We start from the raw sequence: 17,003 nt of genomic DNA, 5'->3' as shown, positions 1-17,003 counted from the left end.
TCCTCGCCGGGTCCGGATCATGCATCGGCACGACTCCGCTCCCCCATATGGCGGAGGCGAGTTGCCGGGCGGTCCTCCCCGCGCCGGACCGCCGTCCGGACGGCCCCCGGCCGATCGGGGCCCGGCCGTCGGGTCACCGGCTCACCTGGCGCAGGATCTCTTCGGCGATGCGCAGCGGCGCCTGTTCCGGCTGCCAGTGCGTGACGCCTTCCAGGAGTACGAACCGGTACGGGCCGGTGACATGCCGCTCCGTCCGATCCACCGCGACCCGGCCGGCGGCCAGATCACCGTCGCTCGATATGTAGGTGGTCGGCACGGGTACGGGTCCGAGCCCCTCGTGCTCGGCGAGAAGACTGCCCGACCGGTACCAGTTGAGGGTCGCGTCCAGCACCCCGGGCCGGGTGTGCAGGTCGAGGTAGTGCCTCACCTGGTCGGGTTCGACCGTGTCGCCGAACAAGGACCGGAGTTGCGCCGCGTCGTCGGCCAGCATCCCGGCCGTGCTGTCCGGTGACACGAAGTACGCGATGTACTGGGAGAGTTCCCGTTGCCGCGGGTCATGGCGCAGCGCGTACCAGTACGCCTCCAGGTGGGGGAAGGACACGGCGGTCAGGGTCCGGACCCGCTCGGAGTGACGTGCGCCCAGGTACCAGGCCACGACCGATCCCCAGTCGTGACCGACCACGTGGGCGGACTCGATGCCGAGGGCGTCCAGGATGCCCATGGCGTCGCCCGCCAGCAGCGGCAGCGCGTACGAGTCCGCGCCCACCGGCCGGGCTCCGTCGGAGTAGCCCCGCTGGTCGGGCGCGATGGTCCGCAGGCCCGCGGCGTTCAGGGCCGGCACGATCTTGTCCCAGGCTCTGCGGCTCTGCGGGAATCCGTGCAGGAGCAGGACCGGTTCGCCGTCCTTGGGTCCTGACACCTCGACATCGAATACCAGATCACCAGCCGGAACCCGCATACGTATCCCTTTTCACTGTTCATACCGGAAACCGAGTACGTCGCCAACGGGATTTCCGACATGATCCGTCGTCCTGCCATGAAAGACACCGACCGGCCCTTGCACCGGACAACCGCGTCCTTGGGACCGTACCGAACAAGACGCCCGCGCAGCGACACCATGTCAGCCAACTGCTGTCCTCACCAGGGGCTGTGGCTCCTGATCTCCGCGATCTGGCAGCTTGTTGCAGTCGTCGTTGCCCCCTACTCGGGCCGACTGTTGAGTGACCTCTGAAATGCGCTGTCATACATCTGGGCGCGAACAGCCGGTGCGTATATGGAGTGGGAGTAATTCACGTGAATAGCCGTGGGGTCGAGGACATTCTTCCACTGTCGCCGCTGCAGCAGGGCCTGTTGTTCCACGCGGTGTACGACGAGGAGTCGGCCGATATCTACGCCGTTCAGCTGGTGCTCGAAATCGAGGGCCCGCTGCATGCCGACTCGATGCGGCTGGCCGCGGCGGCCCTGCTGCGTCGGCACGCCAACCTCCGGGCGGCGTTCCTTCACGAGAAGTTCGAAGAGCCGGTACAGCTGATTCCCCGTGAGGTGGAACTGCCCTGGGTCCAGACGGACCTCGGCCTGCTGCCCGAGGGCGAGCGCGAGGCCGAGTGGGAGCGCTGGCTGGCGGCGGACCGCGCCCGGCGCTTCGACCTCACCAAGCCGCCGCTGATCCGGTTCGCCCTCGTGACCATGGCTCCCGACCGGTACCGACTGGTCATCTCCAATCACCACATCCTCCTCGACGGTTGGTCGATGCCCGTCCTGCTGCGCGAGCTGTTCGAGCTCTACGACACGCAGGGCTACACGGGTGGGCTCCCCCGGGTCACCCCGTACCGCGACTACCTCGCCTGGCTGGCGAAGCAGGACCCGGAAGCCGCCCGGACGGCCTGGTCGAAGGCGCTCGGCGGGCTGGCGGAACCGAGCCTCATCGCCCCCGTGGACCGGGGCCGCGGCCACGGGCTTCCGGAGCGGGTGTCCGTCGACCTGCCCGCCTCTCTCACCGAGGCTCTCGCCGGACAGGCCCGCTCAGCCGGCCGCACCCTCAACTCCCTCCTCCAGGCCGTCTGGGCCACCGTGCTCGGGCAGCTCACGGGCCGTTCCGATGTCGTGCTCGGCACCGTGGTCTCCGGCCGGCCCCCGCACATCGCCGGCATCGAGTCGATGGTCGGGCTCCTCATCAACACCCTGCCCGTGCGTGTCACCCTCGACCCGGCCGAGACATTCGGTGCCCTCGTCGACCGGCTTCAGGCCGAGCAGGCCGCGCTGACGCAGTACCACCACATCGGCCTGACCGAATTGCAGCAGCTGGCAGGGGTGGGCGACCTGTTCGACAGCTGCGTCGTCGTGGAGAACTACCCCGTCGATACCCGTGACTTGAAGCTGGCGGGCGAAGGGGTCCGTATCACCGGATTCGACGGCCGCGACGCGACGCACTACTCGGCGGTGCTCACCGCGATCCCGGGCGATCGTATGCATCTGCGACTCGACTACCAGACGGATGTCTTCGACCGCGCCACCGCCGACTCGGTCCTGAGCCGGGTCCTCCGGCTGCTGGAACAGATCGCCGTCGGGGACACCACCCCGGTCGGGCGGCTGGAGCTGCTGTCGGCGAAGGAGCGTGAGCAGGTCCTCGTCGAATGGAATCCCGAGGGGCGGACAGCGCCCGAGGCGACGCTGGTGGCGCTGTTCGAGGCCCAGGCCGCACGGACTCCGCACGCCGTCGCGGTCACCGGCGAAGAGGCCGCCCTCTCCTACGCGGATCTGGACGCGGCCGCGAACCGGCTGGCGCGCCGGCTGATCGCGCAAGGAGTGGGGCCGGAGCAGCTGGTCGCCCTGGCCCTGCCCCGGACCGAGCAGATGATCGTCGCCCTGCTCGCCGTCCTCAAGGCCGGCGCCGGCTACCTCCCGGTCGACCCCGACTATCCGGCCGAACGTATCGCCTACATGCTCCAGGACGCGCGTCCGGTGCTCGTGCTGTCCTCGACGGCGGCCGCCTCCGTCCTCGACTCGCTGGACGCCGACTCCACATCACGTCTGGTGCTGGACGATCCGGCCGTGGCTCGCGAGCTGGCCGGGCTGTCGGGTGAACCGGTGTCCGACGCGGAGCGGGTCATGCCGCTCTCTCCGTGGCACCCGGCGTACGTCATCTACACCTCGGGCTCCACGGGCCGCCCCAAGGGTGTGGTGATCCCGCACCAGAATGTCACCCGCCTCTTCGCCTCGACCGACCACTGGTTCGGCTTCGGTGCCGACGACGTGTGGACCATGTTCCACTCGTACGCCTTCGACTTCTCGGTCTGGGAGATCTGGGGTCCGCTGCTGCACGGCGGCCGGCTCGTCGTGGTCCCGTACGCCACCAGCCGCTCACCGCAGGAGTTCCGCGCGCTGCTCGCGGAGAACGGGGTGACGGTCCTCAACCAGACCCCGTCGGCGTTCTACCGGCTCATCCAGGAGGAGCGCGAGAACCCGGGCGCCGGTCCGCTGGCTCTCCGCACGGTGATCTTCGGCGGCGAGGCACTGGACCTGCGCCGCCTGGAGGACTGGTACCGGGTCCACCCGGACGACGCCCCCACCCTGGTCAACATGTACGGCATCACCGAGACCACCGTGCACGTCACCTACCGCGCGCTGGACCGGCAGAGCGCCGCGGCACTCGGCGGCAGCGTCATCGGCGAAGCCATCCCCGACCTCGGGGTGTACGTCCTGGACGCGGGGCTGCGCCCGGTGCCGCCCGGCGTCCCCGGCGAGCTCTACGTCACCGGCGCCGGCCTGGCACGTGGCTATCTGGGCCGGCCGGGGCTGTCGGCCGAACGCTTCATCGCCTCCCCCTTCGGCGCGCCCGGCACCCGCATGTACCGCACCGGCGATGTCGTACGCTGGACCGCCGACGGCGAGCTGGAGTACCACGGCCGCGCCGATGACCAGGTCAAGATCCGCGGCTTCCGTATCGAGCTGGGCGAGATCGAGGCCGCGCTGACCGGCTGCGAGGCGGTCGCGGACGCCACTGTGCTGGTGCGCGAGGACGCGCCCGGCGACCAGCGCCTGGTGGCCTACGTCGTCCCGGTCACCGGCCGGACCGTCGACACGGACCTGCTGCGCGACCAGGTGGCCGAGGTTCTGCCGGACTACATGGTCCCCGCCGCGTACGTCACCCTCCCGAGCCTGCCGCTGACCGCGAACGGCAAGCTCGACCGCAAGGCCCTGCCGGCCCCCGACTTCACCACCCGGGTCGGCGGCCGAGGCCCCCGTAACCCACTCGAGGAAACCCTCTGCGCGCTGTTCGCCGGTGTTCTCGGCCTGGAGCAGATCGGTATCGAGGACAGCTTCTTCAACCTCGGCGGCCACTCCCTGACCGCCACGCGTCTGGTCAGCCGGATCCGTGCGGAGCTCAAGGTCGAACTGTCGGTACGCAACCTCTTCCAGGCGCCGACCGTGGCGGGAATCGCCGCGCTGATCGGCTCGGCCGACGAGGCCCGCACGCCCCTTCGCGCCGTGGAACGCCCCGCCGAGATCCCCCTGTCGCCGTCCCAGAACCGGCTGTGGTTCCTCAACCGGCTGGAGGACGCGGGCGGCAATTACAACCTGCCCGTGGCGCTGCGGATCGAGGGCACCCTGAACGTGGAGGCTCTGAAGGCCGCCTTCACCGACGTGGTCTCCCGCCATGAGAGCCTGCGCACCGTCTTCCCGGAGACGGACGGCATGCCGCGCCAGGAGATCGTGCCCGGATCCTACGTCCGGCTCGAGCTGCACACCACAGCGGTCGCCGAGGAGGACCTGGAGCGGGAACTCACCCGGGCGGCGTCGGCCCCCTTCGACCTCGCCACGCAGATCCCGATCCGCGTACACCTCTTCCAGCTCGCGCCCGAGGCGCACGTCCTGTTGGTGACGCTGCATCACATCGCGGGTGACGGCTGGTCGATGACCCCGCTCTCCCGTGACCTGTCCGCCGCGTACGCCGCCCGCTGCGCGGGGACGGCTCCCGAGTGGCAGCCGCTTCCGGTGCAGTACGCCGACTACACCCTGTGGCAGCGGGAGGTGCTCGGCGACGAGGACGACCCGGACAGCGTGGTGGCGCGGCAGATCGCCTATTGGCGTGAGAACCTCGCGGACTGCCCCGAGGAACTGCCACTGCCGACCGACCGGTCCCGGTCGGCCCGGCCGACCCGTAGCGGCGCCGACGTGCCCGTCAGGCTCGACGCCGCCACGCACCAGCGGCTGCTCGCTGTCTCCCAGGAGAGCGGCAGCAGCCTCTTCATGACGCTCCAGGCCGGCGTGGCGGCGCTGTTGACACGCTATGGCGCGGGCACGGACGTCCCGATCGGCTCCCCCATCGCGGGGCGGACCGACGCGGCACTGGACGACCTGGTCGGCTTCTTCGTCAACACGCTGGTGCTGCGGACCGACACGTCCGGCGACCCGTCGTTCCGCGAGTTGCTGGGCCGGGTCCGGGAGACCGACCTCGCCGCCTACGCTCATCAGGACCTCGCTTTCGAGCGGCTGGTGGAACTCCTCAACCCCTCCCGGTCGCTGGCCCGCCACCCTCTGTTCCAGGTCTTCCTGTCACTGCACAACGACGCGCGGTCGGCACTGGACCTCGACGGCGTGCGGGCCACCGATCATGCGGTGCCGCTCCACGACGCCCGGTTCGACCTCATGTTCGAGCTCGTCGAAACCATGGACGACCGGGGTGCCCCTGCCGGCGTCGAGGGCCGCCTGGAGTACGCACGGGACCTGTTCGACGAGGTCACGGCGCGGCGGCTGGCGGACGGGCTGGTGCGGCTGCTGCAGACGGTCGCGGACGATCCCGACGTGTCGATGGGCGCGGTCGCTGTGCAGTCCGCGGCGGATCGCGAGCGGGTGATCCGGGGGTGGAACACCACCACGCGGGAGATCGCGGCGGGCACCCTGCCGGACATGTTCGAGGACCAGGTGGCACGGACGCCGGACGCCACCGCGGTCGTGTTCGAAGGCCGCACCCTGTCGTACGCGGAGCTCAACGCACGGTCGAACCGGCTGGCGCACGCGCTCGTCGAGCGCGGTGTGCGCACCGGTGACTTCGTGGCGGTGGCCGCGCCGCGCTCGCTGGAGCTGGTGACCGCTCTCCACGCCGTCCTCAAGGCGGGCGCGGCGTACGTCCCGGTCGACCCCGACTACCCGGCCGAGCGCATCGCCTGCATTCTCGAGGACGCCCGTCCGGCCATGGTCCTGACCACCACCGCCGTCGCGGACCGCCTCCCGGGCGACGGCGTGCCGACCGTGCTGTTGGACACGCCCGAAGGCGCGGCCGCGGGCCTGCCGGAGGCGAACCCCGCCCGTGACCTGCTGGCGAACGCTCCCGCCTACGTCATCTTCACCTCCGGCTCCACCGGTCGCCCCAAGGGCGTCGTGGTCGGACACGAGGGCATCCACAACCGCCTCGCCTGGGGTCAGGGCACCTTCCCCCTCGACGCCACCGACAGGGTCCTGCAGAAGACACCATCCGGGTTCGACATCTCGGTGTGGGAGTTCTTCTGGCCCCTGCGCACCGGTGCCACCCTCGTCCTCGCCCGCCCCGAGGGGCACAAGGATCCCGCCTACCTGGCGGACCTCATCCAGGACGAGCGCATCACCACCGCCCACTTCGTGCCCTCCATGTTGCAGGCTTTCCTCGCCGAACCGGCAGCCGGCGACTGCACCGGCCTGCGCCGGGTCATCTGCTCCGGCGAAGCCCTGCCCTCCGACACCGTCCAGCGCTTCCACCGGCTGCTTCCCGGTGTGGAGCTGCACAACCTCTACGGCCCCACCGAAGCCTCCGTCGAAGTCACCGCGCACACCTGCGAGCCGGGCGTGCAGAGCACGTCGGTGCCGATCGGCCGCCCGGTGTGGAACACCCGCGCCTATGTCCTGGACGCCGCCCTGCGCCCCGCTCCCATCGGTGTTCCCGGCGAGCTGTATCTCGCGGGCGCCCAGCTCGCGCACGGCTACACGGGCCGCCCCGGCCTGACCGCCGAACGCTTCACCGCCGACCCCTACAGCACCACCGGCGAACGCATGTACCGCACGGGCGACATCGCCCGCTGGACCACCGACGGAGTGCTGGAGTACCAGGGCCGGGCGGACGACCAGATCAAACTCCGCGGCTTCCGCATCGAACTCGGCGAAATCGAGAACACGCTGACCGCGCACGGCACCGTCGCGCAGGCCACCGTCATCGTCCGCGACGAACGCCTCGTCGCCTACGTGGTCCCCGCCGGTGACAGCCTCGACACAGACACCCTGCGCGCCCACGTCGCCGGTGTCCTCCCCGAGTACATGGTCCCCGCCGCCTTCGTCACGCTTCCCGAACTCCCGCTGACGGCCAACGGCAAGCTCGACCGCAAGGCCCTCCCCGCGCCGGGCCTCGCCTCCACCACCCAGCGCGCGCCTCGAAACGAAACCGAGGAAACCCTCCGCGCCCTCTTCGCCGACGTCCTCGGCGTGGACGCCCTCGGCATCGACGACGGCTTCTTCGAACTCGGCGGGCACTCCCTCCTCGCCACCCGGCTCATCAGCCGCATCCGCACCGAACTCGGTGTGGAGCTCGCGGTACGCGCGGTCTTCGAGGAGCCCACCGTCGCGGGGCTGGCCCTGCGGATCACCGGTGCGTCCGGTGCCCGGCAGGCACTCACCGCGAGGGAGCGGCCCGCGGAGCTTCCGCTGTCCGCGGCCCAACGCCGCCTGTGGTTCATCAACCGCATGGAGGGGCCCGACGCCACGTACAACATCCCGCTCTCGATCCGCTTGCTGGGGACGCTCGACACCGCCGCCCTCCAAGCGGCCCTGGCCGATGTGTCGACCCGTCACGAGAGCCTGCGGACCGTGTTCCCGGACACCGGTGGCCGGCCCCGCCAGGAGATCCTCCCGATCGAGGCGGGTACGCCCGAGCTCGTCGTCGTCGACGTGACCGCCGACAACGTCGACGAGCAGGTGGAGACGGCCGCGCGGCAGGGCTTCGACCTGGCTCACGATCTGCCGGTACGTGCCCGGCTGTTCCGCCTCTCCCCCGAGGAGCATGTGCTCCTGCTCGTCGTCCACCACATCGCGGGCGACGGCTGGTCGATGGCACCACTGTCGCGCGACCTGTCCGAGGCCTACGCCGCCCGCAGCACCGGCACGGCGCCCGACTGGCAGCCGCTGCCGGTCCAGTACGCGGACTACGCCCTCTGGCAGCGCGAGGTACTCGGCGACGAGGCCGACCCGGGCAGTGCCATGGCGCGACAGCTGGACTACTGGCGTACCGCTCTGGCGGGCCTCCCCGACGAACTGGAGCTACCGACCGACCGGCAGCGCCCCGCCGTCGCCACCTACCGGGGCCGGACGGTCCCGCTGCAGCTGTCGCCGCGCATCCACCAGCAGGTCGTGGACATCGCCCGCGCCCGCGGCGCGAGCGTGTTCATGGTGATGCAGGCCGCCGTCGCGGCCCTGCTGGCCAAGCTCGGCGCCGGCGAGGACATCCCGATCGGCAGCACCATCGCGGGCCGGACGGACGAGGCGCTGGACGAGCTGGTCGGCTTCTTCGTCAACTCGCTCGTCCTGCGGACCGACCTGTCCGGGAACCCGACGTTCCATGAACTCGTGGACCGGGTGAAGGAGACCGACCTGGCAGCATATGCCCACCAGGAGGTGCCCTTCGAGCGCCTGGTCGACGAGCTCAACCCGGAGCGGTCACTGTCCCGGCACCCCTTGTTCCAGGTGATGCTGTCGTTCCACAACAACGCCGCGGAGCAGACCGACATCCCCGGCCTGCGGAGCGCCCCGTTCGCGGTGGCACTCGACATCGCTCAGTTCGACCTCTCCTTCGAGCTCGCCGAGCGCTTCGACGCCGACGGCGCCCCCATCGGCATCGGCGGCTTCATCGAATTCGCCACCGATCTGTTCGACCGCGACACCGTCGAGTCGATGGCCGACCGTCTGGCGCGGCTGCTGGAAGGGGTGCTCGATACCCCGGACGCTCCGCTGAGCCAGGTGGAGGCCGTCTCCCCCGAGGAGCGGGTACGGCTGCTCACCGAGTGGAACCCGCAGCCACAGCCGGTTCCCGAAACGACGTTGGTGACCCTGTTCGAAGCCCAGGCGGCACAAACTCCGCAGGCGACCGCGGTGGCCGCCGACGGGGTGACCCTCTCGTACGCGGAGCTGGACGCGCGTGCCAACCGGCTGGCACGTCTGCTGATCGGGCAGGGGGTCGGGCCGGAGCATCTGGTGGCCCTGGTCCTGCCGCGCACCGAGCAGATGGTCATCGCCCTGCTCGCGGTGCTGAAGGCCGGCGCCGGATATCTACCGGTGGAGCCGGACTACCCGGCCGAGCGCATCACCCACATGCTCGAGGACGCCCGGCCGGTGCTCGTGGTGTCGTGCGCCGGGACCGCCACCGCGCTCGACGGCGTGGGAACGGACCGCGCGTCGCGTCTGGTGCTGGACGACCCGGCGGTGGTGGACGCCCTGTCCCGGCAGTCCGCCGAGGCCGTCACCGACACGGACCGCGAGAGCCCGCTCTCCCCATGGCACCCGGCGTACGTCATCTACACGTCCGGTTCCACCGGCCGCCCCAAGGGCGTCGTGATCCCCCACCGCAACGTCGTGCAACTCTTCCACAGCCAGCGGGCGGGGCTCTACGAGCCGGAGTCCGAGGTCGTGGGCGGCCGGCGGCTGAAGGTCGCGTTGATCAGCTCCTTCGCCTTCGACGCGTCGGTGGACGGGCTGCTGTGGATGGTCGGCGGCCATGAGCTGCACGTCATCGGCGACGAGGTCCGGCGGGATCCCGCCCAGCTGACCCGCTATGTCGCGGACGAGCGACTGGACCTGGTCGACATCACTCCCACGTACATGCAGCAGTTGCTGGCCGCCGGGATGATGCGCAGCACCGGGCACAAGCCCCACGTGCTGCAGCTCGGCGGCGAGGCGCTCGGTGACGCCATGTGGCAGGAGCTCCGGGCCCTGCCCGGCACGACCACGTACAACTACTACGGCCCCACCGAGTGCACCGTGGACGCGCTCAGCTGCCGGGTCCAGGACAGCCCGGCTCCCCTGGTGGGCGGCCCGCTGCGGAACACCCGGGCCTATGTCCTGGGCGCCGATCTGCGGCTGCTGCCGCCGGGAGTGGCGGGTGAGCTCTACATCGCGGGGCCGGGGCTGGCCCGGGGGTATCTGCGGCGCGCCGGCCTGACCGCCGAACGGTTCGTGGCCAACCCCTACGGCGAGACCGGAGAGCGGATGTACCGCACCGGTGATGTGATGCGCTGGACCAAGGACGGGCGTCTCGAGTACCTGGGCCGCGCCGACGACCAGGTCAAGATCCGCGGCTTCCGTATCGAGCTGGGCGAGATCGAGGCGGTCCTCGGCAACCACGAGACGGTCGCGCACAGCGCGGTCGTGGTCCGCGAGGACCAGCCCGGCACCAAGCGTCTCGTCGCCTACGTCGTCCCGGCCGGCCAGGCCGTGGACGCCGACACGCTGCGTGAGCACGTCGCGGGCCTGCTGCCCGAGTACATGGTTCCCGCCGCGTTCGTCAGCCTCGACAGCCTTCCGCTGACCTCGAACGAGAAGCTGGACCACAAGGCCCTGCCCGCCCCCGACTTCACCGGCCGGACCGGCGGACGCGGACCGCGTGACGCCCGCGAGGAGACGCTCTGCGCGCTCTTCGCGGAGGTCCTCGGGCTCGAGAACATCGGCATCGACGACAGCTTCTTCGAGCTCGGCGGCGACAGCATCGTCTCCATCCAGCTCGTCAGCCGCGCTCGCACAGCCGGGCTCGTCCTCACACCCAAGGACATCTTCCAGCACCGCACCGTCGAAGCCCTGGCCGCCATCGCCCAGACCGACGAGAGCGACCGGGAGACCGGCCCGCGCGATCCCGATGCCGGCATCGGCGATCTGCCCGCCACGCCGATCATCCAATGGCTGGCCGAAGTCGGAGGCCCGATCGACGGCTTCAACCAGGCCATGGCCGTGCAGACACCTGCGGCCGCCACCATGGACCACCTCATAACGGGTCTGCAGACCGTCCTCGATCACCACGACGTGCTGCGTCTGCAGACCACCCGGACCGGTATCCCGTGGGCCCTCACCATCCGGCCCGAGGGAACCGTCGACGCGGCCGACATCCTCCGTCGCGTCGACATCGCCCACACCCAGGGCGACGGCCGACGCACCCTCATGGCCGACGAGACCCGTGCGGCACAGGGTGCGCTCGACCCCGACAACGGCACCATGCTCCAGGCCGTCTGGTTCGACGCGGGCCCGCGCGAGCCCGGCCGACTGCTGCTGATGGCCCACCACTTGGTGGTCGACGGTGTCTCCTGGCGCATCCTCCTCCCCGACCTCGCCACTGCCTACCAGGCCGCCGCCGACGGACACCCGGCCGAACTCCCGCCCGTGACCACCTCGTTCCGGGCCTGGGCCCAGGGTCTGGTGGAATCCGCCTCCTCCGAGGCCCGCACCGCCGAACTGGACACCTGGACCTCCATGCTGAGCGTCGAGGACCCCCAGCTCGGCTCCCGCCCCCTCGACCCCTCCCGCGACACCGCGAACACCACCCGGGCCCTCTCCATCGAACTACCCCCGCACATCACCGACCCCCTCCTCACCACCGTCCCCGCCGCCTTCCACGCAGGCGTGAACGACATCCTGCTGACCGGCTTCGCCCTCGCCGTCACCGACTGGAAACGACGCCGAGGCCACACCGACACCACCACCCTCATCGACCTCGAAGGCCACGGACGCGAAGAACTCGTCCCCGGCGCCGACATCTCCCGCACCGTCGGCTGGTTCACCAGCCTCTTCCCCGTCAACCTCGACCCCAACATCACCACCCACCAATGGCCCGAAATCTGGACCGCCGGCCCCGCCATCGGCAACGCCATCAAAACCATCAAGGAACAACTACGCACCCTCCCCGACAACGGCGCCGGCTACGGACTCCTGCGCTACCTCAACCCCAAGACCGCACCCACCCTCGCCGCACTACCCACCCCCCAAATCAGCTTCAACTACCTCGGCCGCTTCGACTTCGCCACCGACGACGCGAAGGCAGCGGACTGGGAGCTGTGCTCGGACGTGGCGACCGGCAACGGCCAGGACCCCGACGGAGTACTGACCCACGCACTGTCCGTGGACGCCGTGACACTGGACCGTGCTCACGGTGACTCGCTGGTGGCCAACTGGACGTGGCCCGGCGGTCTGTTCGGTGACGACGACGTACGCGACCTGGCCGAGACCTGGTTCCGTGCGCTGGAGGCCATCGCCACGCACGCCGAAGGCCCGGGAGCCGGTGGCCGCACGCCGTCCGACTTCCCGCTCGTGGAGCTGACGCAGGGCGAGGTCGACGACCTGGTCGCTCAGCAGCCGTCGCTGGTGGACGTGCTGCCGCTGGCCCCTCTTCAGCAGGGTCTGCTGTTCCACGCGCTGTACGACGAGCAGGACTCCGACATCTACACAGCCCAGTCGTCCTTCGTCCTCGAGGGTGAACTCGACACCGAGGCGATGAAGCGGGCCGTCGCCGAACTGCTGGAGCGGCATGCCAACCTGAGGGCCGGCTTCCACCCGCTCAAGAGCGGCGAGCCCGTTCAGGTGATCCACCGCCAGGTTGAGCTGCCTTGGTCCGAGGTGGATCTCAGCGAGCTGCCCGAGGCGGAACGCGAGGCGGCTCTGATCCGGCTCAGCGACGAGGAGCGCCTCCGGCGCTTCGACCTCACCGCCGCCCCGCTCATGCGATTCACCCTGATCACCATGGGTGCGGGCCGCTACCAACTGCTGATCACCAACCACCACATCCTGCTGGACGGCTGGTCGACCCCGATCCTGAACAACGAGCTGTTCGCCCTGTACGGCGCGAGCAGCGGTAGCGCCGAGCTGCCCCGGGTGACTCCCTACCGCGACTACCTCGCCTGGCTCACCCGGCAGGACCGCGCGGAGGCCGAAGAAGCCTGGACGCGTGAATACGCGGATCTGGAGGAGCCGACGCTGCTCACCGGCTCCACGAAGAGCCAGGAGTCGGCGCTCCCCGTCGAGCTGATGGTCGAGTTGGGCGAGGAGACGACGGCAAGGCTTCTCGCGCGGGCCCGGCGTATCGGTGTCACGGCGAACACGGTCGTCCAGACCGCCTGGGCGCTGCTGCTCGGACACCTCACGGGACGTGACGATGTGGTGTTCGGCGCCACGGTCTCGGGCCGGCCCACGGAGCTTCCCGGCATCGAGTCCATGGTGGGTCTGTTCATCAACACACTGCCGGTCCGCATCCGCCTCGACTCCACGGAATCCCTGAGCGCCCTCCTGACCCGCGTCCAGCAGCAGCAGACCGGCTTGCTGCCGTACCACCACATCAGGCTGAGCGATGTACAGCGGGTGGCCGGGCAGAGCGAACTGTTCGACACACTCGTCGTCTACGAGAACTACCCGGACGGCGGCCAGGCGCAAGAGAAGGACCAAAGCCTGCGTGTGGTCTCCGGTACCGGCCGGGATGCCACTCACTACCCCGTCAGCCTTGTCGCCGCGCAGACGGGCGCCCGGTTCATGCTGCGTCTGGACTACCGTCCCGACGTCTACGCCCAGGAGACCGTAGCGGCCATGGGCGAGCAACTGCGCCGACTGCTCCACGCGATGACCGACGAGAGCGACCTGCCGGTGGGCCGAGTGACTCCCCTGGCCGAGACCGAGCGGATCCGCCTGGTCGAGGGGTGGAACGCGACGGGTCGTGAGGTCGCGGCGGGGACGTTGCCGGGGGTGTTCGAGGCGCAGGTCGCGCGGACGCCGGATGCGACGGCTGTGGTGTTCGAGGACGAGTCGTTGTCGTACGCGGAGTTGGACGCTCGGGCGAACCGGCTGGCGCATGAGCTGGTGGCCCGTGGGGTGGCAAGTGGTGACTTCGTCGCCGTGGCCGCACCTCGGTCGCTGGAGTTGATGGTCGCGCTGTACGCGGTGGTGAAGGCGGGTGCGGCGTATGTGCCGGTGGACCCGGACTATCCGGCCGAGCGCATTGGTTGGATCCTTGAGGACGCCAAGCCGGCGCTGGTCCTGACCACCACTGCTGTCGCCGACCGTCTGCCTGAGGGTGATGTGCCGGTGCTGCTGCTGGACACGCCCGCGGGTGTGGCGGCGGAGCACCCGGCCACGGCTCCCGAGCGGGTGGTGCCGGAGAACGCGGCGGCGTATGTCATCTTCACGTCCGGCTCGACCGGGCGCCCGAAGGGTGTCGTCGTCGGACACGAGGGCATTCACAACAGGTTGGAGTGGATGCAGGACGCGTACGGGCTGGATGCTTCGGACCGGGTGTTGCAGAAGACGCCGTCGGGGTTCGATGTGTCGGTGTGGGAGTTCTTCTGGGCCCTGCGCACCGGCGCCACGCTGGTCCTTGCCCGTCCGGAGGGGCACAAGGACCCCGCCTACATGGCACGCCTGATCCAGGACGAGAACATCACGACGGTGCACTTCGTGCCGTCGATGCTGCAGGCGTTCCTCGCCGACCCCGCCGCCGGACACTGCACCGGACTGCGCAGGGTCATCTGCTCGGGCGAGGCACTGCCCGCCGACGCCGTCCAGCGTTTCCACCAGCTGCTTCCCGGTGTGGAGCTGCACAACCTCTACGGCCCCACCGAAGCATCCGTCGACGTCACCGCGCACACCTGCGCACCCGACGCGGCCAGCGCGTCGGTGCCGATCGGCCGGCCCATCTGGAACACCCGCACCTACGTCCTGGACGCCGCCCTGCGGCCCGCACCCGTCGGCGTGCCCGGCGAGCTCTACCTCGCGGGCATCCAGCTCGCCCACGGCTACACCGGCCGTCCGGGCCTGACCGCCGAGCGGTTCACCGCCGACCCGTACAGCACCACGGGCGAGCGTATGTACCGCACGGGCGACATTGCCCGCTGGACCGCCGACGGGGTGCTGGAGTACCAGGGCCGGGCGGACGACCAGGTCAAACTCCGCGGCTTCCGCATCGAACTCGGCGAAATCGAGCACACGCTGACGTCACACGACACGGTTGCCCAGGCCACCGTCATCGTCCGCGACGGACGCCTCGTCGCCTACGTGGTCCCCACCGACGACAGCGGCCTCGACACCGACACCCTGCGCGCCCACGTCGCGGGTGTCCTGCCCGAGTACATGGTCCCGTCCGCCTTCGTCACCCTCACCGAACTCCCGCTGACCGCGAACGGCAAGCTCGACCGCAAGGCCCTCCCCGACCCCGACTTCACCACCCACACCACCAGCCGCGCCCCCCGCAACGCACGCGAAGAACTGCTCTGCACCCTCTTCGCCGACGTCCTCGGCCTCGACACCGTCGGCATCGACGACAGCTTCTTCAACCTCGGCGGCGACAGCATCGTCTCCATTCAGCTCGTCAGCCGGGCCCGCAGCGCCGGGCTGGTCCTCACCCCGCGCGATGTCTTCCAGCACCGGACTGTCGAGGCCTTGGCGGTCATCGCACAGGCCGTCGACAGCACGGCCGACATCACCCCGCACGATCCCGATGCCGGTATCGGTGAGCTGCCCGCCACGCCGATCATTCACTGGCTCGCGGAGAGCGGTGGCGCCATCGACGGCTTCAACCAGGCCATGGTCGTCCAGGCCCCGGCCACAGCGACCGTGGAGACGCTCACCACCACACTCCAGACACTCCTCGACCACCACGACGTCCTCCGTCTGCGGACCACTCGGGCCGGCGACGGCACCCCGTGGGTTCTCACCGTCCGGCCCCGGGGCGCCGTCGACGCCCGTCGCATCCTGCGGCGCGTCGACACCGCCGGCCTCCACGGTGACGCCCTGCGCACTCTCATGGCCGAGGAGACCCGACCCGCGCAGGAGGCGCTCGACCCCGAAAACGGCACCATGCTCCAGGCCGTCTGGTTCGACGCGGGCCAAGGCCACCCGGGACGTCTGCTGCTGATGGCCCACCACTTGGTGGTCGACGGTGTCTCCTGGCGCATCCTCCTCCCCGACCTCGCCGCGGCGTTCGACGCGGCCGTGGCGGGCCGCGAGGCGGACTTCGGGCGGGCCGGAACGTCGTTCCGGGCCTGGGCCCAGGGTCTGGTGGAATCCGCCTCCTCCGAGGCCCGCACCGCCGAACTGGACACCTGGACCTCCATGCTGAGCGTCGAGAACCCCCAGCTCGGCTCCCGCCCCCTCGACCCCTCCCGCGACACCGCGAACACCACCCGGGCCCTCTCCATCGAACTACCCCCGCACATCACCGACCCCCTCCTCACCACCGTCCCCGCCGCCTTCCACGCAGGCGTGAACGACATCCTGCTGACCGGCTTCGCCCTCGCCGTCACCGACTGGAAACGACGCCGAGGCCACACCGACACCACCACCCTCATCGACCTCGAAGGCCACGGACGCGAAGAACTCGTCCCCGGCGCCGACATCTCCCGCACCGTCGGCTGGTTCACCAGCCTCTTCCCCGTCAACCTCGACCCCAACATCACCACCCACCAATGGCCCGAAATCTGGACCGCCGGCCCCGCCATCGGCAACGCCATCAAAACCATCAAGGAACAACTACGCACCCTCCCCGACAACGGCGCCGGCTACGGACTCCTGCGCTACCTCAACCCCAAGACCGCACCCACCCTCGCCGCACTACCCACCCCCCAGATCAGCTTCAACTACCTCGGCCGCTTCGAACTGGGCCAGGAGCACAGCACGGGCGGTTCCGCCGCCTGGGCGCCCGCTCCCGAGGCGGACAGCGGCATCAGCGGCGGCAGTGACGACGACATGCGGCTCAAGTACGCGATCGCGCTCAGCGCCGCGGCGGTGGACGGCCCGGACGGGCCGCGGCTGTCCGCCGACTGGGCCTGGCCGGAGGGGCTGTTCGACGAGGACGAGATCCGGGACGTGGCGGAGACCTGGTTCCGTGCGCTGGAGGCCATCGTGGCCCACGCCGAAGGCCCGGACGCCGGCGGCCTCACTCCCTCGGACCTGTTCTTCGAGGGACTGTCCCAGGACGAAATCGACGAGTTCGAAGACGAACTCGGGCGCTGAGCGAGATCACG

The 17,003-nt window shown here is 70.2% G+C and carries 2 protein-coding genes; one reads left to right on the top strand and one right to left on the bottom strand.

The window, feature by feature from the left end:
• Positions 1–133: 133 nt before the first annotated feature.
• Entirely contained in the window at positions 134–919 is a 786-nt protein-coding gene (locus AB8O64_RS28435; RefSeq protein ID WP_370422151.1) for an alpha/beta fold hydrolase, read from the bottom strand.
• 374 nt (positions 920–1,293) lie between these two features.
• Here AB8O64_RS28435 and AB8O64_RS28430 point away from each other — a divergent pair, with 374 nt between their 5' ends.
• Entirely contained in the window at positions 1,294–16,992 is a 15,699-nt protein-coding gene (locus AB8O64_RS28430; RefSeq protein WP_370422149.1) for a non-ribosomal peptide synthase/polyketide synthase, read from the top strand.
• Positions 16,993–17,003: the final 11 nt, after the last annotated feature.

It is taken from the genome of Streptomyces sp. QH1-20, assembly GCF_041283565.1.
GTDB lineage: Bacteria > Actinomycetota > Actinomycetes > Streptomycetales > Streptomycetaceae > Streptomyces > Streptomyces syringius.
This window is presented reverse-complemented; position numbering and strand designations above follow the sequence as displayed.